General features: G+C 44.9%; 25 protein-coding genes and 1 rRNA gene. 5 read left to right on the forward strand and 21 right to left on the reverse strand.

What is annotated here, in order from left to right; translation table 11 throughout:
* Positions 1 to 124, reverse strand: a 16S ribosomal RNA gene (locus D469_RS0117155); the annotation flags it as partial.
* A gap of 336 nt (positions 125 to 460) precedes the next feature.
* Positions 461 to 679, reverse strand: coding sequence for a hypothetical protein (locus tag D469_RS0117160; protein WP_018924620.1), 219 nt, complete (start codon positions 677 to 679; stop codon positions 461 to 463).
* Positions 680 to 793: 114 nt separating this feature from the next.
* On the opposite strand from D469_RS0117160, the gene D469_RS20715 reads away from it, so the two are divergent.
* Entirely contained in the window at positions 794 to 1,546 is a 753-nt protein-coding gene (locus D469_RS20715) for a polysaccharide deacetylase family protein (RefSeq protein WP_018924621.1), read from the forward strand.
* Positions 1,547 to 1,613: 67 nt separating this feature from the next.
* Here the strand turns inward: D469_RS20715 and D469_RS0117170 are convergent, their stop codons facing one another.
* A complete protein-coding gene (locus tag D469_RS0117170; protein WP_018924622.1) occupies positions 1,614 to 2,318 on the reverse strand; it encodes a KinB-signaling pathway activation protein in 705 nt (234 codons plus the stop codon).
* Positions 2,319 to 2,783: 465 nt separating this feature from the next.
* On the opposite strand from D469_RS0117170, the gene gerD reads away from it, so the two are divergent.
* Entirely contained in the window at positions 2,784 to 3,455 is a 672-nt protein-coding gene (gerD, locus tag D469_RS20720; RefSeq protein WP_018924623.1) for a spore germination lipoprotein GerD, read from the forward strand.
* 11 nt (positions 3,456 to 3,466) lie between these two features.
* On the opposite strand, the gene D469_RS0117180 is transcribed toward gerD, so the two are convergent.
* The 10 genes from D469_RS0117180 to D469_RS0117225 all read right to left on the reverse strand — a co-directional run bounded on the left by D469_RS0117180 (position 3,467) and on the right by D469_RS0117225 (position 13,566).
* Positions 3,467 to 4,549, reverse strand: a complete 1,083-nt coding sequence (locus D469_RS0117180) for an FAD-dependent oxidoreductase (protein ID WP_018924624.1) — start codon at positions 4,547 to 4,549, stop codon at positions 3,467 to 3,469.
* Between the two features lie 357 nt (positions 4,550 to 4,906).
* Positions 4,907 to 6,349 carry a dihydrolipoyl dehydrogenase family protein gene (locus D469_RS0117185; protein ID WP_018924625.1) on the reverse strand — a complete coding sequence of 481 codons (1,443 nt, stop codon included), beginning with the start codon at positions 6,347 to 6,349 and terminating at the stop codon, positions 4,907 to 4,909.
* Positions 6,333 to 7,034 carry a TVP38/TMEM64 family protein gene (locus D469_RS20725; RefSeq protein WP_018924626.1) on the reverse strand — a complete coding sequence of 234 codons (702 nt, stop codon included), beginning with the start codon at positions 7,032 to 7,034 and terminating at the stop codon, positions 6,333 to 6,335. Before D469_RS20725 ends, D469_RS0117185 begins: the two co-directional genes overlap by 17 nt.
* Positions 7,031 to 8,071, reverse strand: coding sequence for an ABC transporter ATP-binding protein (locus D469_RS20730; RefSeq protein ID WP_169577122.1), 1,041 nt, complete (start codon positions 8,069 to 8,071; stop codon positions 7,031 to 7,033). Before D469_RS20730 ends, D469_RS20725 begins: the two co-directional genes overlap by 4 nt.
* A 5-nt stretch (positions 8,072 to 8,076) precedes the next feature.
* Complete coding sequence (locus D469_RS0117200; RefSeq protein ID WP_018924628.1) at positions 8,077 to 8,877, reverse strand: ABC transporter permease; 801 nt, start codon at positions 8,875 to 8,877, stop codon at positions 8,077 to 8,079.
* Entirely contained in the window at positions 8,874 to 9,740 is an 867-nt protein-coding gene (locus D469_RS0117205; RefSeq protein WP_018924629.1) for an ABC transporter permease family protein, read from the reverse strand. Before D469_RS0117205 ends, D469_RS0117200 begins: the two co-directional genes overlap by 4 nt.
* Positions 9,727 to 10,995 carry an ABC transporter substrate-binding protein gene (locus tag D469_RS0117210; RefSeq protein ID WP_156817027.1) on the reverse strand — a complete coding sequence of 423 codons (1,269 nt, stop codon included), beginning with the start codon at positions 10,993 to 10,995 and terminating at the stop codon, positions 9,727 to 9,729. Before D469_RS0117210 ends, D469_RS0117205 begins: the two co-directional genes overlap by 14 nt.
* Positions 10,996 to 11,194: 199 nt before the next feature.
* Positions 11,195 to 12,241 (reverse strand): Mrp/NBP35 family ATP-binding protein, encoded by a 1,047-nt coding sequence (locus tag D469_RS0117215; RefSeq protein WP_018924631.1) that lies wholly within the window; start codon positions 12,239 to 12,241, stop codon positions 11,195 to 11,197.
* 95 nt (positions 12,242 to 12,336) lie between these two features.
* A complete protein-coding gene (gene cwlD / locus D469_RS0117220; RefSeq protein WP_018924632.1) occupies positions 12,337 to 13,059 on the reverse strand; it encodes an N-acetylmuramoyl-L-alanine amidase CwlD in 723 nt (240 codons plus the stop codon).
* Positions 13,060 to 13,134: 75 nt separating this feature from the next.
* Entirely contained in the window at positions 13,135 to 13,566 is a 432-nt protein-coding gene (locus tag D469_RS0117225) for a DUF2521 family protein (RefSeq protein WP_018924633.1), read from the reverse strand.
* Between the two features lie 517 nt (positions 13,567 to 14,083).
* On the opposite strand from D469_RS0117225, the gene D469_RS0117230 reads away from it, so the two are divergent.
* The 3 genes from D469_RS0117230 to D469_RS0117240 are packed head-to-tail and all read left to right on the forward strand — an operon-like array spanning position 14,084 to position 16,322.
* On the forward strand, positions 14,084 to 14,512 hold the full coding sequence (locus D469_RS0117230) for a MarR family transcriptional regulator (RefSeq protein WP_018924634.1): 429 nt from the start codon (positions 14,084 to 14,086) through the stop codon (positions 14,510 to 14,512).
* A gap of 58 nt (positions 14,513 to 14,570) precedes the next feature.
* Positions 14,571 to 15,485 carry a daunorubicin resistance protein DrrA family ABC transporter ATP-binding protein gene (locus D469_RS0117235; RefSeq protein ID WP_018924635.1) on the forward strand — a complete coding sequence of 305 codons (915 nt, stop codon included), beginning with the start codon at positions 14,571 to 14,573 and terminating at the stop codon, positions 15,483 to 15,485.
* A gap of 15 nt (positions 15,486 to 15,500) precedes the next feature.
* Positions 15,501 to 16,322, forward strand: a complete 822-nt coding sequence (locus D469_RS0117240) for an ABC transporter permease (RefSeq protein WP_018924636.1) — start codon at positions 15,501 to 15,503, stop codon at positions 16,320 to 16,322.
* 329 nt (positions 16,323 to 16,651) lie between these two features.
* On the opposite strand, the gene rpsI is transcribed toward D469_RS0117240, so the two are convergent.
* The 8 genes from rpsI to D469_RS0117280 all read right to left on the reverse strand — a co-directional run bounded on the left by rpsI (position 16,652) and on the right by D469_RS0117280 (position 22,612).
* Complete coding sequence (gene rpsI, locus D469_RS0117245) at positions 16,652 to 17,044, reverse strand: 30S ribosomal protein S9 (protein WP_018924637.1); 393 nt, start codon at positions 17,042 to 17,044, stop codon at positions 16,652 to 16,654.
* 59 nt (positions 17,045 to 17,103) lie between these two features.
* Positions 17,104 to 17,541 (reverse strand): 50S ribosomal protein L13, encoded by a 438-nt coding sequence (gene rplM / locus D469_RS0117250; protein WP_018924638.1) that lies wholly within the window; start codon positions 17,539 to 17,541, stop codon positions 17,104 to 17,106.
* 199 nt (positions 17,542 to 17,740) lie between these two features.
* On the reverse strand, positions 17,741 to 18,499 hold the full coding sequence (truA, locus tag D469_RS0117255; RefSeq protein WP_018924639.1) for a tRNA pseudouridine(38-40) synthase TruA: 759 nt from the start codon (positions 18,497 to 18,499) through the stop codon (positions 17,741 to 17,743).
* A 13-nt stretch (positions 18,500 to 18,512) separates the two neighbouring features.
* Positions 18,513 to 19,310, reverse strand: a complete 798-nt coding sequence (locus D469_RS0117260) for an energy-coupling factor transporter transmembrane component T family protein (RefSeq protein ID WP_018924640.1) — start codon at positions 19,308 to 19,310, stop codon at positions 18,513 to 18,515.
* Positions 19,307 to 20,194: an energy-coupling factor transporter ATPase gene (locus D469_RS0117265; RefSeq protein WP_018924641.1), complete on the reverse strand. Its 888-nt coding sequence runs from the start codon at positions 20,192 to 20,194 to the stop codon at positions 19,307 to 19,309. Before D469_RS0117265 ends, D469_RS0117260 begins: the two co-directional genes overlap by 4 nt.
* Complete coding sequence (locus D469_RS0117270) at positions 20,170 to 21,009, reverse strand: energy-coupling factor transporter ATPase (RefSeq protein WP_018924642.1); 840 nt, start codon at positions 21,007 to 21,009, stop codon at positions 20,170 to 20,172. The genes D469_RS0117265 and D469_RS0117270 overlap by 25 nt, the downstream gene beginning before the upstream one ends.
* 249 nt (positions 21,010 to 21,258) lie before the next feature.
* A complete protein-coding gene (rplQ, locus tag D469_RS0117275) occupies positions 21,259 to 21,621 on the reverse strand; it encodes a 50S ribosomal protein L17 (RefSeq protein ID WP_018924643.1) in 363 nt (120 codons plus the stop codon).
* 46 nt (positions 21,622 to 21,667) lie between these two features.
* Complete coding sequence (locus tag D469_RS0117280; protein ID WP_018924644.1) at positions 21,668 to 22,612, reverse strand: DNA-directed RNA polymerase subunit alpha; 945 nt, start codon at positions 22,610 to 22,612, stop codon at positions 21,668 to 21,670.
* Positions 22,613 to 22,768: the final 156 nt, after the last annotated feature.

Below are 22,768 nucleotides of genomic sequence, written 5' to 3' on the forward strand. Positions count from 1 at the left end.
ACCCGTCCGCCGCTCGATCCACAGGTGTCACCCCGAAGGGATCAACCTGCTTCACGCGCTCGACTTGCATGTATTAGGCATGCCGCCAGCGTTCGTCCTGAGCCAGGATCAAACTCTCCGAAGCACAGGGATGTGCAAGTGCCGACGTTGCGACAGGACGTCGCGACGTTAGTCGGCCTTCCTTAACACTTACCTGCGTAATTTCGAAGCGATTTGACTCGCTCTCATATAAACTATCAATTAAAATTGACAGGCGCTTTCTTTCATTCAGTTTTCAAAGGGCGAATTCTTGTCGAGACAACTAACATTGTAACTCAACTGTGCATATCTGTCAATACTCCTTCTTGTGTTTGCCGGATGTCCGGAGTCACTCAATGGAAGTATTGATACATTTTTTAGCCCGCTATTTTAAGCGGCAAAAAATAATATATCACCTGCATTTCATTTGGTCAACACTTTTTTATCCTTTTTTTAAAATGGAAGGATAACGATAATAATCTTCAGGAGGTGTTAGTCTTTTGTACAGGGATAACAATAACTCATACTTCTCTTTCATCACGGTTTTTACATAATCATCAATTCGTTCGTCCTCGACGTCCAATAGGATTTCTTCCATCTCTCGTTTCAATAGGTATTCTATTTCTTTTTGTTCTTTATAATTTAACAGTAGGCCAATCACAGAAAAACCTCCTGATTTTTAGACTTAGCTGAAGAGATCCTCCCCATATATACACATATCTTGTCCTCCCGAGCATAAACTTATGCGAAGACTCGTTTTCTAGGGAGGTATGATGTGAAAAGGACACCTGTTTTTTCTCAACTTAAAACTGCTTTTGTTCTTGTAGTATGTTCGATCGCTGCAGCAAGCTGGATATATCTCTCTCAACCAGTTGTCGAAGTGACAACCTCCGAGGCGTTAGACGGTGCCATTTCTTCAGTAGAAACAGATGAAAAAAAAGTAGCGCTCACCTTTAATGTCGGTTGGGGGGATACCAACCCTGAAGCAATTTTGAATGTATTAACTGAAAATAACGTAGAAGAGAGCACCTTTTTTCTTTCAGGTGCATGGGCTGAACGACATCCTGACCTCGTTGAAGCACTTGCAGAAGCGTCATATGAAATTGGTAATCATGGTTACCAATATAAGCCCTATTTAACCTGGGAAACCGACGACATGGTAGCCGACATGAGAAAAAGCCATAACGTACTAGCTGATTTATCTGATGAAGAACCCCGTTTCTTCAGGCCTCCTGCAGCAGAAATGAATTCCAACGTACTCGAAGCGTCCAAGCAACTAAATTACCCATTAATTCAGTGGAGTATTGATGGGAAAGATTGGATGAACCCAGGTGTAGAACAAATTGTAGCTGATATAAGGGGCTCTCTGGAACCGGGTGGGGTGTTAATGTTTGATGCTTCTGATGGGTCGAAACAATTAGAAAAAGCGTTACCTCAAATTCTTCAAGAATTGAATGAGCAAAATTACGAAATTGTCTCCATAGAAGAACTAATCCACTTAGCCGATGTGGAAATTGAAGAATTATAAGAAGAGTCCTTCCTAATCAGCATATTTTGTACCAAAAACCGGCACGCCAAATGGCATGCCGGTTTGCTTATTTTTTCTTCTTCTTTTTCTTTTTTGATTGGTTCGGGTTTTTCGTTTTAACCTCGCCTACTTTTTTGGCGTTGTTATCTGCTTCTTTTCGTACGCCATCCTCTCCTTCGGGCTTTTCATACAAACGGTGTAAGAGTAAAAGCTGCCAGGAATTAGCGGCAAGAAGTGGAGATAAATAAATCCAGAGCCATTTTGAATTGTTGACTTCCTCCACCGTTAAAGCAGGTATCCATTCAATAGTAGTAATCACATACATAAAGAAAAGAGCTGGAACAAACGCAGAGCGATTCGTTTCTTTCATTTTCCAATATGCAATAATTAGAGCAAACACAAGCAATAATATTGGCATTATAAAATAGCCAGCTAATGTCTCGCCCGGTTCAGCATAGGCCCAATAGCGCAGGAAGATTAAGTCGAAAAAAACAAATGCTATCAGAACCCATTGGATCCAGTTCCAGAGGCGAACTGACTTAAAAAGGCTCAACGCAAAACGATGAACGGTCAGGTAGGCAAAAAAGCCCATTTGCGCCACCACACTAATGGCTGCGCTAATACCGAGCATCCAAATAACTCCTAAAATAAAATTAAGCGGTCCTTCGCCAAGGTACATGTCTAAGTCAATTAAAACCCCGACGACAGCTCCCGCTATGGAACCAATTACAATTGTCGTCCAGAACCAAAAAACGATTTTTCGTGTATTCAATGGAATCGTGCCCCCATCCATAGTTCAAATCATGTCTGCCATGCTCGATTGTATCAACCCCGCTCAAAAAAAACTAGCATTCCTTGCTTTCCGCATATTTTGTTCGCACAAACTTCATATTAAGAAAAGCGGAGGCAGCTTGGGTAAACACCGCAGATTTTCAATTTTTGCAGCGCGGTCGTAGTTTGAATCCACGGATCCGAAGAAAAAACAGGGTGGAGTTGACCCCTTATATTAACGGCCATCTCTTCCGTTATTTTTATAAATGGCTTAATTTCGAAAAATAACGGCTCTCATGTTCGTTACTCACCAATATGCTTATGCTGCTTAAAACGCAAAGCGTTTGCAAGTAACGGGGGACTCAATCAACTTCTTCTCCTTTAGCCTGGCCTGTTTTATGTAGTTATTAACCGTAATACCACTTATTTACTATATAGTCATACAAACTACAAAGGAGGTGGAGAGATGAAAAAACAAATCGAACTTTTGGCTGCAGTCTTAATGCTCGTGTTACTTGGAAGTTGCGCCCCTGAAGCCGAAGGTACTCAAGCTCAGCATATGGATTATGAGCAATCTAAAGAAATGATGGTGGACTTGTTAAAGTCTGACCAAGCCAAAGGTGCATTGCTTGAGGTATTAGAAGAAGAAGAATTTCAACAAGCGCTCGTGTTAAACCAGCCTGTTGTAAAGGATGCAATTGAAGATCAGCTTTTATCTGAAGAGGGCAAGCAGTTTTGGAAGCACGCTTTTAACGATCCAGAATTTAGCGCTACTATGGCTAAAAGCATGGAAGAAGAACATGAGCAATTATTAAATGACTTAATGAAAGAACCTGAATATAGGCAAAGAATGACAGAAATCCTAGCCGATCAAGAAATGAGTGACGTTTTTTTTGACATGATGAAAACGTCGGAATATCGGCAATTAATCATGGATGTGATGGCAGAAGCGCTCGAAGCTCCGCACTTCCGCCTCAAAGTTCAAGAACTCTTACTTCAGCAGGCCGATGAAATTGCTGAGGAAGGGGATACAGAGGATCATGAAGGGGAAGAAGAAGGGGATGAGGATGAAGAAGAGGAAGACGAAACCGAAGAAGAGGAGGACGAACCTGTTGAGTTTGAAGGCGATGAGAGCTAAAAGTAGCCGGTTTATTTGAATTTTTTCATGAAGCGAGTATCAATTCTGTCCTTTAGTCGCCAAGAAAGACGCCCAATGAACGAACGTCCTCCGTATAACAGGAGGGCTTTTCTTTTGCCAAGCGATATAATCGCTAAATATCTCTCCTGAGGCCGGTAGGGGCGCAGAGAGTGACGGCGGAGTCGCCTTAATAAGTTTTCATGCAAGACAGGCGTGTGACTAAGTGCATAAACACCGTTCTTTGGCAGGTCCGGATGCGATTGGACTGTGATGCAATCGCCAGCCCCAAATATATCAGGGTCTTCAATAGATTGAAGGGTGTGCTTGACAGGCAAAAAACCATCTTCACCGGCAAGGTCTGCATTGGCAAACAAAGGCGGAGCACCACTTCCAGCAAGCCAGATGGCTTTATCATACGGAATCTTTTCTTGGCGCGTAATTAAGGAACTCGGGGTCATTTCTTTCACCGCTGCTTGTTCATAAAGCTGGACGCCTGCACGTTCTAATTCATTCTTCAGCAATGCCTTGTCTTCTTCTCTTAAGTCCTCCATTATTTCTCCTTTGGTAAGAAGTGAGGTTGTTTGATAACTGCCATGTTTTTCATTGTAGGATTGAAATGCAAAGGCAACTTCTACGCCTGCAGCTCCGCCTCCTACAATAGCCAGGTTTTTAGCACCTTTCACCTGCTGGACCACAGTAGGCAAGCGATGGGTCGGTTTTATCGTATGAGCGTATTGCTCAGCTCCAGGTACGTGTTCCCACGCAGCGCTTGAGCCTATATTAAACGAAAGAAGGTCATAGGAAACGACACTCCCTCCTTCGGTATGGAGCTCTTTTCGTTGCGGGTATAGTTGTGAGACTGCATCCTCAATAAAGCGAATGCCGGCTTTTTCACAGAGGCGTTTCACATCAATTCTTATCTCCGGTTCACTATAGAGGCCTTCAATAAACCCTGCGTACATACCTGAATAGTATTGATAACGCGACGGTGAAATAAGCATCCACTCTGCTTCACGCACTGATTTCTTCATTTCTTTTCTAAGTAATGAAACATGGGCATGGCCCGCTCCTACTAATACGACCCTGGCAACCATCGACTCACCTCGGTTTGTGTTTTAGGCGGTTTTCTAAAAGATTGTTGTTTTACAAAAAGAACGGAACCTCTTTGCATACATTCCAGACGGAGGCTTTCACTGCAGGCACAAGCGTGACGCCGGCATCCTCTAACCGCGTTTTAGGTCGCCGTGTCTTCTTTGCCGCAAGAACAAGTGCATGTTCTCGGGAAACCCTAGCTGCGGGATCTTACCCAGCCTCGCCTGTTGTCCCGCTAGCATGTCCGCTATTCTTGTATAAACGTCAACGATTACACAAACTGCCTTGTTTAAAAGTCAGAAATAAGTGTGGGCTGTCATGTAAAACTCTGTACCCACTTCTTTCTCTTCCTGTTTTCATCAACGGAGAATTTTAGACAACCTCTTCATCCAGCGCGAAGATTTTCCGGCAAATAAAACATCCCGCCAATACTGGTCGGCTATTTGTTTTACAATTTCTCCTCTGGCTGGATATGGATAAATGGCATTTGCTAATGTTCTAAGCGGCTGTTTGGAAGCATGGAGCTGCACCATTTCCTGCATCCAGTCCCCTGCATTTTCTCCGCACGCGTGCGCTCCGAGTAAGTATCCTTTTTCGTCGGTAATAACTTTTACAAACGCTTCTGTCTTCTGTTCTGCAATCATACGGTCTACCCGCTCTCCATTATTTCGGTAGATACGTATTTTATCCTGGTCGTAAGTTTTTAATGCTTCTTCTTCGGTTAAACCAAAATGAAATAAGGAAGGGTCAGTATAATAGCTCCAAGCCATGCCCTCGTCCTTCACCTGTCGTTTTAAACCAAAAGCCAAATTTCCTACTACAGTCTGTGCTTCAAGTCCTGCTCGGTGGGTGAACGGATAAGCTCCTGTCACATCCCCCACGGCAAAAATGTGTTTTTGCGATGTTTGCATGGTCTTTTTGACAGCAAGCGAGCCGTCTTCATTCACAGCCACGCCTGCTTTTTCTAGCTCTAGCGTATCTGTATTTGGCTGCCGTCCTACTGCACTAAAAAAAACATCTGCAGCGATTGTCTTCTCCTTGCCGTTGTTCTTATTAGCGAGGACAAAGTCATAACCCTCCGCCTGGGAACGGATGGCAACCACTTGTTGGTTCAAATGGAGATGCAGTTCATGCTGTAGTTGCTGTTGCACTTTCTCAGCCACTTCCGGCTCTTCATTAGGAAAAAGGTGGGGATGCGGATCAACAATATGTACTTCCGTCCCAAACCGGGCCAGTGCCTGAGCAATCTCCATTCCAACTGGGCCGCCTCCAGCTACCACCATCCGTTTAGGGACTTGCTCAAGGTTATACACCGTTCGGTTCGTTAACACGGGCACCTCTTGAATACCCGGGATTTCTGGTACGACTGGTCTAGAGCCAGTAGCGATTACCAAACGTTCTGCTTTTAATTCGAACGCTCCATTCACTATTATGTTTCGCTTATTTTTAAACGTCGCTTCTCCAGTGAAAACGTCTACTCCTAGTTCTTCAAAGCGGGCTGCATCATCATGCGCTTGGATATGAGAGCGGGCCTCTTCAATTCGCCGTCTCGCTTCCTTAAAGTCAGGAGCTCCAACCGTACCCATTCCGAAGGCATAGCTTGCTGTTTTGGCGGTGTATACTTCCTTTGCGGAAGCGATCAGTGCTTTTGAAGGTACGCATCCGTAGTGAAGGCAATCCCCACCCAACTGTTCGCTTTTATCAATGAGAGCCACCTTTATGCCAAAGGATGCTGCCCCTGCAGCTACTGTTAACCCTCCTGCACCACCGCCAATTACGATCAATTCATACTTTTTTTTCATGTTCTTTTTCCTCCCCTTGTTCTGCTCTCGTCTCATCAGGCACATGCATCGTCGTTCGTTTTCGTAAAAACAAACGCAAGCCAACCGGAAGCAGCATGACGAGTAGAAAAACGATAAGGGTCCACATGATTAAGGCAGGATCACCTTCTACAATCGTGCTGCCAGCCATCGTATAAGCGACTGCTCCAGGCAAAAGGCCAAACATGGTACCAAACAAAAATGGAAAAAACCGCACCTTCGATATACCTGCTAAATAACTGACAGCGTCAAAGTTAAGGACAGGAATTAACCGAATAGCGAGCATGTAAAAAAAGCCGTGCTGTTCCATTTGATTTTGCAACGTTTTATAGCGCCCTGTCCATTCACGTTGAACAATACTTGCGCCAAACCAACGTGACAAGCTAAAGGCAAGGGCAGCACTGCCGAGCGCTCCTGCTACATTTAGAAAAAAGCCCCAAAATCCAAAAGCTAATCCGCCTGCCATCGAAAAAATAGAGGCTGGAAACAATACGAGCGGACGCAGCGTGTAGAGAATTACATATATTAACGGCGCCCATATCCCAAAGTTAAGAATCCAATCGCGCAACACCTCAGGTTCAAACACAAGATCATCCCGGTATAACCACCCGGCCGCAAGAGCAGCTACAATTAGAGCAATGAATAGCAGCAGCTTGAGCCGATTCATATCTCGTTTTCTCCAACAAAAGCAGGCTTTGGATCATCAGAAAAAGAACTGCAGCCTCCATTTAACGGCTGAAGTGCAGATTCCTCTGCCCACACCCATACGTTTGCTCCAACCTTTAATTCACCCGCTGCCGGCAATATCACGTCTTGCTTATCTGTAAACAGTTGCAGGCCAAGAAACACTTGACCATGGCGACGAAAGCAGTGCGTTACCGTTCCTTCCTGGATATAATAAGCTGACTCGGGCAACTGAGCCTTGTGCAAAACTACTGAGAGATTAGCGGCGCTGATAAATGTTCGATTTTCAAGTACAATACCCTCTCCGATTAAGTTGGCAACTTCAAGATTTTCGGGGCTCTCTGTCAATTCAGCAGGCTTACCGCTTGAAAGTACAGTTCCCCGCGCCATGACGAAAATCCGGTCTCCCATTAACATTGCTTCCTCCCGGTCATGGGTGACAAAAAGAGCGGTGACGCCTTCTTCTTTTAATACCCCTTTCACCCATGTTCGCATCATACGGCGCAACGATTCATCCAAACGAGCAAATGGTTCATCCAGAAGCAGCAAGCTTGGCTTCGTAATCAACGCTCTGGCCAGCGCAATACGCTGCTGTTCTCCGCCCGAGCATTGATGCGGATATCGATTGGCGTGCTCCACCATGTCTACTTTTTTTAAATAGTAAAGGCCTTCACGCTCGCGTTCTTGTTTGTTGTAACGGCGTACACGCAAGCCATACGTGACGTTTTCTAGCACAGTCATGTGCGGAAAAAGCAAAGAGTCTTGAAACATAAGAACGATTGGCCGTTTCTTGGCCGACCAATTGGAAATGTCCTGCTGGTCGAGTTCAAGCTGAACCGCTGTACATGATTCTATGCCGGCTATACATTGTAGCAGGGTTGATTTCCCAGCTCCGGAAGCCCCCATGACACTTACAATTTCCCCTTTCTTAACCGAAAAACTAACCTCGTTTAACACGTTCCCCTTCTGATACGTTTTGTTTAATTTTTGAATCGATAGTGCTTGCACCAATTCAGTCACCTCATTTATATCTTACTCACTCGATATGGCAGACAAAGCCGTATAAGCCCTTCAATTAAGAAAAGAAAGGTCAAGGGCAAGAGCGCAAACAGGATTGAAAATGCAGCCATGACCTGGGTTGAAGCGCTCTCGGCAAAAGGGAAATATAATAAAGCTAACGTCACCACTTCTCCCCCTCCAATCATCGTCGTTAACGCATATTGACTAAGGGAGATGACCGTAACGAGAAAAATGGCAGCGCGGACACTAGGAAGCAGTTGGGGAAGTGTAATATGAAAGAACACATGCACTTGTGAGGCTCCAAGCGTCTGAGCCTGGCTTTCCTGCTGTGAACCCAACCGTTCAAAACCTGCCCTTACTATTCGTATCGTGTAAGGAAGCGTAGGCAGCATGTGTATAAGCACTACTCCCCAAAAAGTGCTGGCCAGACCAATCCGCAGAAGGGTAAGATGAAGCCCCATTGCAAGCGCCAACGCTGGAATAAAAATCGGTAAAAACAGCACCGTTTCAATCATTTCCTTTCCTCGAAAAGAAGAGAAGGCCAGTTGTTTTGCTGCAGGAAAAGCAAGCAGCAAGTTTAAGAGAATCACAGTTAATGTCAGGCTCCACGTCGTCCAAAGAGCCGAAACCAAGGAAGCATCTTGAAAAATACTTTCCCACCCGTAATAGGAAAATGAAGATGGCAAAAGGTGAGGAAAGCGCCATTCTCCAGCTATACTTTGCAAAAACAGGAGTAGAACAGGTATGACAAAACAGCTTGACAATGCTAGTAGGAGAAGTTTATGCTGCGCGGCCTCTTGCTTCATTTTGCTCCTCCTTTCATCATCCGGTACCGCAAACCTCGTACCCAGCGCAGTGTTCCCCAGGCAAGGAGAAGAAACACTAAGGTAGTCATCATCATTATGGCTAAAGCTTCAGGGCGCCGCTCCCATAAACCTTGATGAAACCACTCATAAGTAAGCACAGCCAGCATTTGCGGGTCACTTGCGCCAATCAGTTGAGGCACTTCGAAGGCGGCAAATGTAAAAGCAAAGAGAATGACCGCGGTCTCAAAAAAAATGGGTTTGATTTGTGGCCACTCCACCTCTTTAAAGGCAGCAGCTTTTCCACCGCCTAACGTATAAACCACCATACGTAAACGCTCATCCATCTCCACATAAGCTGGAAGCAGCATAAGAATAACAAACGGAACCTCTTTCCACATATAGGTTAATAATATACCAACACCGCTGCGGTCTTGTGTGAGCGCTGGAAAATCAGCAGGATCTTCAATCACTCCTGCATGAAAGAACAAGCTCGGCACCCAGCCGCTTTGTGAGAAGAACAATATAATGACATACGCTGCCACAAAATGTGGTACCAACATCGGAAGCCATGCGAGTGCTTTGGCATAACGGTGTAAACAGCTATAATACAGCCAACGGGTTAAGAGCCAGCCAACTATAAGAGAAATAAGTGTAGATAAAAAGGCTATATATAAGCTAAAGCCAAGACTCTCTCTTACCCGCTCATCCGTTAAAACAGTACGGTAAGCCGAAAGTGACCCTTCAGACCAGCTGCCATCAAGGTGCAAGCTCTGCCAAACTCCATGAAAGAAGCTAAAAAAAGATAGAAACCCTAATAAAAATAAACTAGGCAAAAGCCAAATATACGCTTTACGAACTCTCACGAACAACCTCATCAATCCAGTGCTGCTCTACCCAGTCTACAAAGCTGGCATCCATCTCTGGCTCAAATGTTTCATTGAGCTCCTTCTCATCAGGTACGGTGTCTCCTCGCTCAATCGCTTCAACTTCTTCTTGTTCTTCGGCTGAGAGGCTAGCTGGTTCAAGCACCATGCTCTCTCCCCACATGGCAGGGTCAAGCTTGGCAATTTGAGCTTCCGGCGACAACATAAAGTTTATCGCTGCCATCGCTCCTGCCTTATTTTGCGCATTGTATGGAATCGATAAATAATGAGTGTTTCCTATAGAGCCTTGTTCAAATAACTGACTTTCTGTTGCTTGAGGGAACGTTTCATTTTGAACGAGATGCTCCGCTCTCCCTTCGTTGTAACCCATCGTCATCCACACTTCTTCATTTGCAAACAGCTGATCTAGTTCAGCCAGGCTAGATGGATAGGTTTCTCCTTCACGCCAAAGGTGCGGGCTTAGTTCTTGAAAATAGGACCATACTTCTTCCCCGTAACGCTCTTCTGCTTCGTTAGGGTCATTGATCGTAAGCACTTCTTCGGTATCAGGAGTCAGTTCGTATATCAGCTGGCGCACGAAGGCATTGCCAGTAAAGTCTTGAGGTTCAGGGTACGTAAAACGCCCTGGATTCTCTTTTGCCCATGCTAATAATTCTTCATAGGTAGCAGGAGGGTCAGTTACGTGCTCGTCGTTATAAAAAAGGGTAAACTGCACGTTGCCCCATGGTACCTGCAACCCCTCTACCGCTGTGCCAAAATCATAGGCTACGTCCGGGTCCTCCATATCGACATATTCCTCTACGTTCGGAAGTCGCTCAGCAAATGCACCCCACAGTAACTCTTCTTCTTTTGCCAGGCGAAAATTTTCCCCATTCAACCAAAACACGTCTGTGCTCCCGGCGCCTTCACCCGCTTGTTTTTCCGTATAAAGACGCTGTACCACTTCTTCTGTGTCCAGTGGCACCCGCTCTAAATAAATATCATATTCTTCTGCTAAACGAGGAGCGACCCATTCGTCTATGTATGTATTGGTCCCTTCATCTCCGCCCCACATGTGAAAACGTACGTCCGTTCCCTCCGCCTCTGCCACTACTTCCTCCCATCCCGCTTCAAGCAAATCATCTGCCGACTCGTCCTCATCTTGTTCTTGAGCACAGGCAGAAAAAAGAAATATAGCCGGCAAATACACAAGAAAAGCACCCTTGTTTATACCATTTCGTTTTTCGTTCATCATTCATCCCCTTACCGTAAAAAATTACCCTTTACTGAAAAAAGACTCTGCGTTCTTTTCCCGAATTGAGATAAACATAACCTCCTCTAAAGGTCAGTGGTCTCTAAGTTGGCTACCGTCTTATCAACTACATTTCCTCTAGCAGCTAAGAAAAGCTGATAGCAAATTAGTGCCATCAGCTTTACCTACTGTCTTCTTCCTTTTAAGTCTTCTCAATAAGGCGTTTTGCCATTTCCTCGTAAACTTGTCCGATCGGATGGTCTTTTTCATAAACAGACGGCGCAAAGTCTTCTTCATTGATGGTCGGTTGGCCAAGCGGAATGCGGCCGACAATCTCCGTTTTTAATTCTTCACTTAAACGCTCACCGCCGCCGGTGCCGAAGACATATTCCTTTTCACCGGTAAGCTGGCTTTCAAAGTAGGCCATATTCTCTACCACACCTAAAATTTCATGGTGGGTCTTGATCGCCATTGCCCCTGCCCGTGCTGCTACAAACGCTGCGGTCGCATGAGGGGTGGTCACAATTAGTTCTTTACACTCAGGCAGCATCGTATGAATATCTAAAGCCACGTCACCAGTACCTGGAGGCAAATCCAAAATTAAATAATCAAGGTCTCCCCATTCTACTTCGTTAAAGAAATTGTTAAGCATTTTGCCAAGCATTGGACCGCGCCAGACAACAGGCGCATTGTCCTCCACGAAAAAGCCCATGGAAATGACTTTCACACCGTAACGCTCTACCGGGTAAATGGTCTCTCCGACAACTTGTGGCCGTTCTTCAATTCCCATCATGTCTGGGACGCTAAAGCCGTAAATGTCTGCATCAATAATGCCGACTTTCTTTCCTTCACGGGCCATCGATGTAGCAAGGTTAACGGTGACGGTAGATTTTCCAACTCCGCCTTTGCCACTGCTTACCGCAATGAACGTAGTGTCATTATTTTCAGACAAAAGACTGCCGGCACCTTCCGCTGTCTGTTTACCTCCGTGAGCTTCTACTTCTTCAGAGGAAAGTTCTTCAAAACGAAGCCCTACTGAAGCTGCACCTGCTTCTTTTACTTTGCCGACAATTTCCTGCTGTAGCTGCATTTGTTCGGCCGTGCCAGTTTGGACAAGCGCGATTTTAAGGCTTACATTATCGCCATCAATCTTTACTTCGCGCACCCCGCTAGTCTCAGTAATACTTTTATTTAAATCCGGATCTTTAATCGGTTGTAGTGCTTCAATGAGTTGCTGCTCTGTTAACAAACGTGACACCTTCCTTTATAGTAATCGTTTTCTTACCAAGTATAGCATAACAGGAAAGATTTCTTTAGAGAAAGGCACACGGCTTATAAAGAATGCTATTTTGCTTCTTCTCCACTTGCATATCGAAGCATCCCCCGGTAAATGGAAGCAGCTACTTGATTTTGATAACTAGGCTGCTGCAATCGCTTTGCTTCTTCCGGGTTTGATAAGAAACCAATTTCTGAGAGGATACCAGGAATTTCTGCTTCTTTTAGCAAATAAATGTTCGATAACCCTTTGGCCTGTCGCGTTGTATTCTCTAAGTCGGTTACTAGCGCCTCCTGAACATGTTTGGCCAAACGCTCGCTGTCTTCATTCGTTGGGTAATAAAACGTCTGCGCCCCAGTATATTGCTGTTGCGGAATCGCATTTAAATGCAGACTGATAAAAAAGTCAGCGTCTGATTCGTTGATTAATGCTTTGCGCGCTTTAAGATCATCAATTTTTCGCTGCCTATAACGACTTACATCTTCGTCGGCCAAATCATAATCTCCTTCACGCGTCATCTTCACAAGGGCTCCTGCTTCCTGTAGATAATCGCGCAATTGGTAGGATACTTGTAGTGCTATGTCCTTTTCCAAACCACCATCTTTAGCTACGGCACCGCCGTCTACACCTCCGTGTCCTGAATCAAGAATGATGACCTGTCCTGAAAGCGGTAGGCTCCAGCTATTAACAGGTTGGTCCTCACTCGGCCAAATAGAATAGACCATGAAGCCGACAACCAACCCAATCGTTAAAAATCCAATGATTGCAGGAGATAATAGACGCCCTCTCATATTTGCTTCGCTCCTTCATTTACTTGTCCTTATTTCAACGTATGCAAAAAAGCACGGACCTATACAAGTCCGTGCTTACAATTTCATCCGGTTGCGTTTTTGACCAAGCCGGTAACCAACCATCCACCAATCTTCTACATATTTTTGGGTGCCATGGCGCAAAATAGCTGGACGAAGACGCTTGGGGTCCACCCAGGAAATGATGAGCATTTGCAGTTCAATAATTAAATACGCTAACGTCGGAAATGCTTCAGAAAATGCTTTAATTTCACACGTATCAATCGCATGGCCGCTCCCCATCTTAGCACCGATCACATAAGATTCCACGCCGATGTCTATACAAAATTCCTCCAAAAATGAGGCTCGAAAAGTAAATCCGGGGAGAGAAGAAGCCATATATCTAGAAGCCCGCTCCGCTACCTCTTCATACGTAAGCATGCCAATGACCTGACGTTCTAACGTGTGCTCTTTTTGCTCTTTATATGATTCAAGTGAGACAACTGTCATTTAAACCGCTCCCCTCACTCATAGCATGGGTTTTTTCCCTTCTCCTCAGCCAAGAAAAATGGACCAAAAATGAAGAAATACTGAAGAAAGCGGAGGACTTACTTCATCACACAGTTCCTTCTCACCAGCTAGAAGGCTGACCCTGCAGCATGGTTCAAAAAAGATTTAAAATCCTCCCCGAGCAATGATTAGAATAGCAGGGGTGTTTTATGAAAATGGCCCACATCTTCTCTGCAATTGCTCCTGAATGGTTCTCCCTTTAACGTTCTTCGCTCGTTTAAACGGCCGCTCGATCCTTCACAATGCAGGTAGTCAGGTTTTAATCAAATCTTCCAGGAAACCGTTACCACGCGTGAATTTTTATATCCTGGGCATTTTAAACATATACTTATTTGTTTACCTCCCTTTTTCTTGACAAAAACAGCACATAAGCGATAATTAAGTTATAAATAGTTCGCATACGAATTATTTACATAAGAACTTTTTATAGGTATTTACCGAATGAGGATGATAAAGCATGCACAACCATGATGAGATCTTTCGGGTACTATCATCATTCAAAGAAGTGAACAAGAGCTTATTTCATATCTTACAAGACGAAGCAGGCAAGCTTGGAATTACTGGCTTGCAAGTACTAGTACTTAAAGTACTCGTCGATAAGCCACATCTTACGCTCGCGGAGCTTGCCGAGCAATTACATTCAAGTACCAGTACGATGAGCGGTGTTGTGGACCGTCTCGTTAAAAATGGTTACGTCCGCAGGGAACGTTCAGAATCAGATCGTCGTTCTTTAATGTTATCTCTCACGCAAGCGGGCATAGAGAAAGAAGCAGAAACATATCAAAAAATTATTACTACGCTAGCCGAAAAATTACGTGATGTTCCAGAAGAGGAGCTTGAAGTCCTTTTGGCGTTACATGATAAGTTGTTAAAAAAACTGAAGTAGCTACAAATAACAGAAGCTTTCTTCTCCGCCACCAACTGATTTTAAAGGAGGTCGCACGATGATTGACGTTCAACATTTAAAGAAAACATACAAATCCTTTGCAGCTGTAAAGGATAGCAATTTTCATGTCAAAGAAGGTGAAATTTTTGGCTTTCTCGGCCCGAATGGCGCAGGGAAAAGTACCACTATCAACATTTTATCTACCGTGTTGCAGCCAACGAGCGGCACAGTTACCATTAACGGTTATGATGTCACCAAGGAACAAAACCGAGTGCGAGAAAGCATCGGCATTATTTTTCAGCAAAATACACTCGATGAAAAATTAACAGCCCGGGAGAACTTAAAGCTGCATTGTAAGTTTTACAGGGTTCCGCGCTCTAAGCGAAAAGCCCGTATCGACGAAGTGCTAGAAATTGTTGACCTTAGCGATAACATTGATACGATGGTGGAAAAGTTTTCAGGCGGCATGCAGCGGCGTCTTGAAATTGCCCGCGGCCTGCTTCACTATCCTAAGGTGTTATTTCTCGATGAACCCTCGGTCGGCCTCGACCCGCAAACCCGAGCTCATATATGGGAATACATTTTAAAACTAAAAGAAAAAGAAAATATCACCATGTTTTTGACGACTCATTATTTGGATGAAGCCGAAATCAGCGACCGGGTCGCGATTATGGACCACGGCGAAATTATTGCCATTGATACGCCGAAAAAATTAAAAGACCAGCTCGGCGGCGATATTATTGAACTTACGACTACGGATAATGAAGCGGCTGTCGAAGAAATTAAAGCTTCTTTTGATAGAGTCGATGTAGAGTTAAAAGACGAGGTTATCTATTGCAAAGTAGACAATAGCGATGCTTTTATTTCTACATTTGTGAAGAGGCTAGAAACCCCCCTAACCGGATTAGATATTCGGAAACCTACGTTAAATGACGTCTTTTTGTCGTTTACCGGACGGGAAATTAGAGATTAAGCGGAGGAATGACTTGTGGAAGGGATTATCGCGATTTGGCAGCGAGATATTATAAAATTTTTTAGAGACCGGGCTCGTTTGATCGGATCCTTTTCCATGCCGATTTTGTTTTTAGTCGTTTTTGGCGTCGGCATGGGCGGAGCTATGGAATCACTCGTAACAGCCGGAACAGACGCTACAGATTTTAACTACATAGAATTTATTTTTCCAGGCATCGTCTCGATGACATTGTTAATGACATCTGTCTTTTCTTCTCTCTCGATCATTCAAGACCGGGATTTTGGCTACATGCGGGAAATTCTAGTATCTCCGGTATCGCGGGTGAACATTGCGATTGGAAAAATGCTGGGGTCAGCGACAGTTGCGTTTTTACAAGGAATCATGATGTTTGTCCTCATGCCTTTTTTAGGGATCAGTATAGACCCCCTCTCGTTTCTTCAATTACTACCTGTTATGTTTATGATCGCTTGCACTTTTTCTTCGCTCGGCCTATTAGTGGCAAGCTTATTAAATTCCACGCAAGGCTTTCAACTGGTCGTAAACATTTTAGTCATGCCGATGGTTTTTTTGTCCGGTGCGTTGTTTCCTTTGAGTAATATGCCGGCCTGGGTTGACGTTATCGTCACCTTAAACCCGGTGACCTACGGGGTAGACTTGATGAAACATATCATGATTGATGTAGACAGCTTAAGCGCCCAGGTGCAAGAAGAAATGGGCCTCAACCTTACATTCTTCGGGTACCCTGTTACCACCACCAGTGAAGTTATCTTTTTAGTAGGATTTACTACATTGTTGATTTTGCTTGCCACAGTTAGCTTTAAGCGGCAGAACGGATGAATTTTATACAGAAAACTTGGTAAAGCCAAGCCTACGGCGTAGGCAGAGCCTTAGTTGCACGCCTACCGTTTCTTTCAACTATTTATACATTCTTATAGTGTAAAAAGAACCAGTCGTGATATGAGATCGCTGCTGGTTCTATTTCTCGTTACGGACACTGGTCACTAGCGACGCAAATCCACCAAAAAATTGCATTGATTCTTTACGATTTCTTACTCTATGTAATGTCAGGTCTGAACTCGCTGCTAGCTCATCCAGCGGTTAAATTAAAAACCCTCTCTGCCGGGTTGGGGAACAGAGAGGGCTGTAAGCCTTGTAGAAAGGCGATATTAACGCTTCGAGAACTGTGGCGCACGACGTGCTGCTTTAAGACCGTATTTCTTACGTTCTTTCATACGGGAGTCACGTGTGAGGTAGCCGTTCTCTTTAAGAGGCTTGCGGAAGTCAGGGTCAACTTCAAGCAGCGCACGAGCTACACCGTGCTGGATCGCGCCAGCTTGCCCGGTGAAACCGCCACCGTCTACGTTTACTTTCAAATCATATTGACCTTCTGTTGCAGTTTCCACAAGTGGCATGCGTACAACGCGCTTTAGTGTTTCAAAATCAAAGTACTCGTCGATTGTACGACCGTTGATAGTGATGTTTCCGTCGCCAGGCTGCATGAATACACGAGCGACAGCGTTTTTACGGCGTCCGGTACCGTAGTATTGAACTTGTGCCAAAAGGGTTCCCTCCTTTAATATTGTCCTTTATTCAAGGTAAAAATGTAATTTAAAAATGCTTAGCCGCGAAGCTCGTATTTTTCAGGCTGCTGTGCTTCGTGCTTGTGCTCTGGCCCAGCATATACGTGTAGCTTCATGCCTTGCTTTCGGCCCAAAGTGTTCTTTGGAAGCATACCTTTGATGCTTGTTTCAAGCAAACGCTCTGGGTTGTTGTTGCGCATGTCAATTGCGCGTGTTGACTTAAGTCCGCCTGGATGCTGGCTGTGGCGGTAGTATCTCTTGTCAGTCAATTTGTTACCTGTAAGTTGAATCTTCTCCGCATTGATAACGATCACGTGATCACCTGTGTCTACGTGCGGTGTGAACTGAGGCTTGTGCTTGCCACGAAGAATTGCAGCTACTTCGCTTGCAAGACGGCCTAGCGTTTGGCCTTCAGCGTCAACCACGTGCCATTTGCGTTCAACTTCGTGCGGCTTTGCCATGTATGTCGTACGCATTATTTTTCCCTCCTGCATATTCCTTGTCTATCATCTCTTGTCATTATTGTCCGTTCTATCATTTCAACTTCCCGGGGCTAGTGGGACGTGAAATGCCAAATAACATCATATAACAATTCCAACGCCGTGTCAATGCCGAATTTGGCCGGTTGGCGTAGAAGTTTCAAACTTCTCTATATTCATGGGTTGGCATGTTTCCCTACTTTTTTTCATAACCTATTTCCCAAAGGTAAAGACCGCTCCCTGGTACCGTCGGCCCCGCTTTGCGCCGGTCTTTGGCGGCAAGTATAGCCTCGATGGAATCTTTTTTCCTGCCGACTCCAATTTCAAGTAATGTGCCAACTAGAATACGGATCATGTTATATAAAAAACCGTCCCCCCGGAACGTGAATATAAGTTCGTCCCCTTGTTCTTCCACCTCGGCTACATAGAGCGTTCTTACTTTTGAGTTCACTTTCGTATTGGTCCCGCTAAAAGAAGTAAAGTCATGCCTCCCTATTAAAGCAGCGGCGGCTTCTTGCATAGCAGCTACATCAATGTCACCATACAAATGATACGTATAATTGCGGCGGAAGACATCTCTCTTTCGCTTCCGGTAGACGCGGTAGCGATATTCCTTTTCGATTGCATCGTAACGGGCGTGGAAACGATCGCTCACTAACTCGGCCTCTGAAAGAAAAATATCTTTTGGTAAGTATTGTTCCATGGCCAGGGACCACTTGTGCGCTGGAATAGCTAGGTCAGTATCAAAATGGATAACTTGCCCAATTGAATGAACGCCTGTGTCTGTTCGTCCGGCCGCATGAACCGTTACAAACCTTCCTTTATGCAGCCTTTTTAGTGCTTTTTCCACTTCTTCCTGCACTGTTCTGCCTGTAGACGTACGACCAGCGGGCTGACGCTGCCAGCCTGAAAAATGGGTGCCGTCGTAAGCTATTGTTGCTTTTATCCGTTTCATGTTCGTCCCTCCGCTATGTTCGCATCATCCATAACACCACTCCAAAAACGATAACAAGAAAACATCCCCAACTGTCACGCCATCCCCATTCCAGTACTCTTAGCTTTGTCCTTCCTTCTCCCCCGTTATAGCCTCTTGCTTCCATCGCAGTAGCCATATGTTCAGCACGCTGAAATGAACGGGCAAACAACGGGATAATGAGAGCGATAATCGATCTGGAACGGTCTTTTAAACTACCTTTTACAAAATCAGCCCCCCTGGCACTCTGAGCTTTTAAGATTTTTTCCGTTTCCTGCAAAAGTGTGGGGATCAAACGGATAGTAATTGACATCATCAATGCCATTTCGTGAGCCGGCAGCCCAAAACGCTTAAACGGTGATAATAACTGCTCCAACGCATCCGTTAAATCAATAGGCGTTGTCGTAAGGGTTAAAAGGGAGGTCAGCACTACTAGACTGCCAATTCTCGTCGAGATGTACACCCCTTGCCAGACGCCACCCTCATGCACGGTAAAAGCTCCAAGTTCAAATAATTCATCACCTTCATTTGTAAAAAAGAAATGAATAAAAAAAGTAAATAGAATTAATATAAAAACGGGAAATAAGCCTTTCGCTAAGTAACGAATGGGCACCCCGCTTAACCAAACGAGAACAGCTGTTGTACCTGCAAGCACTCCGTAAGAGACGAGGTTATTAGCGAAAAAAACAATTACTACTAACAATACTACCGCCAGTAATTTAGCGCGAGCATCCATCTTATGCAAAAAACTGGACCCAGGGAAATACTGGCCAATGACAACATGCTGCATCATTTTCCTTCCCCTCCCTGCCCGCGCTTCTGCAAGTAAGGAAGAAGGTTAAGAGCTGCTTGCTTGGCGCTGACTCCATTCTCCGGCGCCTCCCAGCCTGTATGTTCACGAATGCTTTGTGGGACCCGAATTGACTCCGGCGCTTTTAAATGAAGGCGTTCTAATTCAGCATCCTGTGCAAACACTGTCTCCGGCCGCCCTTTCATAATGATCTCGCTTTGGTCCATCACAAGTACCTCATCAGCATAATAAGCCGCATCTTCCATGTGATGTGTGACTAACAGGGTAGTGAGGCCTTTTTCCTTATGCGAGGCATAGAGCAAGTCCAATAATTGGCGATGGCCTTGCGGGTCCAATGCGGCAGCGGGCTCGTCTAAAATTAAGACTTCCGGTTCCATTGCTAGTACACCTGCAATAGCTACTCTCCGCATTTGACCTCCACTCAATTCAAAAGGGGAGCGGTCCTTTACATCCAACGGCAGGCCGACAAGCTCCAATAGCTTCGGAAGCTGCCGTCTAATCCGAGTCTCGCTCATGCCTATATTTAATGGGCCGAAAGCAATATCTTCTGCCACTGTATCACCGAACAATTGATGTTCAGGATATTGAAAGATCATTCCTGTCCGTTTCCGCCATGCTTTGAGCTGTTTCCGCTTTGTTTTATGGTGCATTACAAGTTCGTCCTTGCCTAAGCGGACTTTTCCTTCTGTAGGAAGAAGCAGACCGTTCACATGTTGAGCCAAAGTGGACTTTCCTGAGCCGGTGTGCCCGATAAGTGCAGTAAATGAACCCGAAGAAAGGGTGAGATTAATCTCGTTTAACGCCTTATGCTCAAAGGGGGTTTTTGGCATATAGACATGGCTTACATTTTCGAAGATAACATCCATAAAGCCTCCACCCATTCCTCTTCCGTAACATAGTACGTTGGCAGATGAACACCCTGCCGCGTAAGTTCCTGTTGCATTTCAATAAAATACGGCCACTCGTACCCACGTGCTCTGAGGCGATCCCCTTCGTTACATAATCCAGCAGGGGTTTGATCCAACAGAAGCTTACCTTCTTCCAACACAAGAATCCGTTCTGCTTGCAATGCTTCTTTAATATCATGAGTAATCATAATTATAGTGATATTTTCTTCTTCAAAGAGACCAGTAAGGGTGGCCAACACTTCTTTTCTTCCATACGGATCTAACATTGACGTTGCTTCATCAAACACGAGAATAGAGGGCTTCAAAGCCAAGACACCAGCGATCGCAGCACGTTGCTTCTGTCCGCCTGAAAGTCGGTGAGGCTCTGCATCTAATAACTCACTAATCCCTGTCTTCTTCGCGCTCCACTCAATCCGTTCTATCATTTTTTCACGAGGCATCCCGATATTTTCAAGGCCGAACGCAATGTCATCTCGAACGGTGGCAGCCACAAATTGATGTTCCGGATTTTGAAAGACCATGCCTACACGCTGACGCAACCAGCTATGGTTCGCTTCATCTGCCACATTTCGGCCTTTTACTTCAACCTTTCCCCTAGTAGGGAGCAGCAAGCCATTTATCATATGAGCAAAGGTTGATTTTCCTGAACCGTTGCGGCCCAATACGGCTACAAATTCACGAGCTCCAATGCTGAGAGATAGGTCTTGAACGACTGCCGGATCTTCTTCTTTGTATTGAAACCATACGTCTTCCACGTATATAGCCGCTGCCATCAGGAACCGTCCCTTCTTTTTCTAATTGTCAACATATGTATTATAAAAGGTTAACGATAAGTGAGCAAGAAAATAACAGTATAAGTACTTTGTTTTGTTGGCAGGTGCAGCTTTTGCTCGTGAAGTAAGCATTCTCCCTCGTTTCACATACTAAAAAAGGGCATAGACTGAAGGCCCAAAGAGGTCCCGTCCTGCCCCAAACAAGCAGCGTGCAATCATACGTGATACACAGAAGCTTTTATTTTCCTATTATACAAGTTCAATAATAGCTGTTTCTGCGCCGTCCCCTTTACGCTTTCCTACTTTCAGGATGCGCGTGTAACCACCTTGGCGGTCTTCATAACGAGGGCCAATGTCAGAGAAAAGCTTTTGAACTGCATCTTGATTCTCTTCTTCATCAGCAAGACGATCACGTACAAATGCAGCAGCCTGACGGCGTGCATGCAGATCGCCACGTTTGCCGAGTGTGATCAGCTTCTCAACAACCGGACGAATTTCCTTTGCTTTCGCTTCAGTTGTTTCAATGCGCTCATGAATAATAATATCTGTCGCTAAGTCGCGAAGCAGTGCTTTACGAGCAGATGTGTCTCGTCCAAGCTTTGAATAACCCATGCTCGATTCCCCTCCTTTTCGCTAGACGTGATATAGGTAATAGACTCTATTCGTCATTGCGTAAGCCAAGGCCTAGTTCGCCTAGCTTTTCTTGTACTTCTTCAAGTGATTTGCGGCCCAGGTTGCGAACTTTCATCATGTCTTCTTCAGACTTTTGAGTTAGTTCCTGCACCGTGTTGATTCCAGCGCGCTTAAGACAGTTATAAGAACGGACAGAGAGATCCAGTTCTTCAATCGTCATTTCAAGCACTTTTTCTTTTTGATCCTCTTCTTTTTCAACCATGATTTCAGCATGTTGAGCTTGGTCAGTTAAACCAATGAAAATGTTCAAATGCTCATTCATGATCTTAGCCCCAAGAGATACGGCTTCTTCCGGACGAATGCTACCGTCCGTCCATACGTCCAATGTGAGCTTGTCAAAGTTCGTAATCTGACCGACACGTGTATTTTCCACCTGATAGTTAACCCGGGAAACTGGTGTATAGATGGAATCTACAGGAAGCACACCAATCGGAAGCTCCTCTTCATTGTTACCTTCAGCTGGTACATAACCGCGACCGCGCTTAGCTGTCATACGCATGCGCAACTGAGCACCCTTAGAGAGTGTGGCAATGTGAAGATCCGGGTTTAAAATATCCACATCACTGTCGTGTGTAATATCCTGTGCCGTAACAGTTCCTTCACCCTGTACATCAATCTCGAGTACTTTCTCTTCCTCCGAGTGAACGTGCAGAGCAAGCTTTTTCAAGTTCAGAATGACCGTTGTTACATCTTCCACTACATTTTCAATCGTAGAAAATTCATGTAACACACCATCAATCTGGACGGAGGTGACAGCCGACCCTGGAAGGGAGGATAGAAGGATACGACGTAAGGAGTTTCCTAATGTCGTGCCATATCCGCGCTCCAATGGTTCCACGACAAACTTCCCATACTTTGCATCTTCGCTGATTTCAATCGTCTCAATGCTTGGCTTTTCGATTTCGATCATACTATTTAGATACCCTCCTTCAAAACGTCGAAACTCCGGTAAGCGCCGGATGCGCCTAACCGGAATTTCCCATTAGGCAGTCCCCGACCACATAAAGGCCTTCTTTTGTTGCCAATAAAAGAATACGAATCTAGACGATTTCTCTATTATTGACAA

It is taken from the genome of Salsuginibacillus kocurii DSM 18087 (assembly GCF_000377705.1).
Lineage (GTDB): Bacteria > Bacillota > Bacilli > Bacillales > Marinococcaceae > Salsuginibacillus > Salsuginibacillus kocurii.

Bases quoted from the DNA above. Each gene is read 5' to 3' on its own strand.
- D469_RS0117185 (WP_018924625.1), bottom strand. From the start codon at position 6,349: ATGAAAAAAAAGTATGAATTGATCGTAATTGGCGGTGGTGCAGGAGGG.
- cwlD (WP_018924632.1), bottom strand. From the start codon at position 13,059: ATGAGAGGGCGTCTATTATCTCCTGCAATCATTGGATTTTTAACGATT.
- D469_RS0117180 (WP_018924624.1), bottom strand. From the start codon at position 4,549: ATGGTTGCCAGGGTCGTATTAGTAGGAGCGGGCCATGCCCATGTTTCA.
- D469_RS20725 (WP_018924626.1), bottom strand. From the start codon at position 7,034: ATGAATCGGCTCAAGCTGCTGCTATTCATTGCTCTAATTGTAGCTGCT.
- D469_RS0117210 (WP_156817027.1), bottom strand. From the start codon at position 10,995: ATGATGAACGAAAAACGAAATGGTATAAACAAGGGTGCTTTTCTTGTG.
- gerD (WP_018924623.1), top strand. From the start codon at position 2,784: ATGAAAAAACAAATCGAACTTTTGGCTGCAGTCTTAATGCTCGTGTTA.
- D469_RS0117200 (WP_018924628.1), bottom strand. From the start codon at position 8,877: ATGAAGCAAGAGGCCGCGCAGCATAAACTTCTCCTACTAGCATTGTCA.
- D469_RS0117225 (WP_018924633.1), bottom strand. From the start codon at position 13,566: ATGACAGTTGTCTCACTTGAATCATATAAAGAGCAAAAAGAGCACACG.
- rplQ (WP_018924643.1), bottom strand. From the start codon at position 21,621: ATGGGTTATTCAAAGCTTGGACGAGACACATCTGCTCGTAAAGCACTG.
- D469_RS0117230 (WP_018924634.1), top strand. From the start codon at position 14,084: ATGCACAACCATGATGAGATCTTTCGGGTACTATCATCATTCAAAGAA.
- truA (WP_018924639.1), bottom strand. From the start codon at position 18,499: ATGAAACGGATAAAAGCAACAATAGCTTACGACGGCACCCATTTTTCA.
- D469_RS0117270 (WP_018924642.1), bottom strand. From the start codon at position 21,009: ATGGCAGCGGCTATATACGTGGAAGACGTATGGTTTCAATACAAAGAA.
- D469_RS0117235 (WP_018924635.1), top strand. From the start codon at position 14,571: ATGATTGACGTTCAACATTTAAAGAAAACATACAAATCCTTTGCAGCT.
- D469_RS0117265 (WP_018924641.1), bottom strand. From the start codon at position 20,194: ATGGATGTTATCTTCGAAAATGTAAGCCATGTCTATATGCCAAAAACC.
- rplM (WP_018924638.1), bottom strand. From the start codon at position 17,541: ATGCGTACGACATACATGGCAAAGCCGCACGAAGTTGAACGCAAATGG.
- D469_RS0117260 (WP_018924640.1), bottom strand. From the start codon at position 19,310: ATGATGCAGCATGTTGTCATTGGCCAGTATTTCCCTGGGTCCAGTTTT.
- D469_RS0117280 (WP_018924644.1), bottom strand. From the start codon at position 22,612: ATGATCGAAATCGAAAAGCCAAGCATTGAGACGATTGAAATCAGCGAA.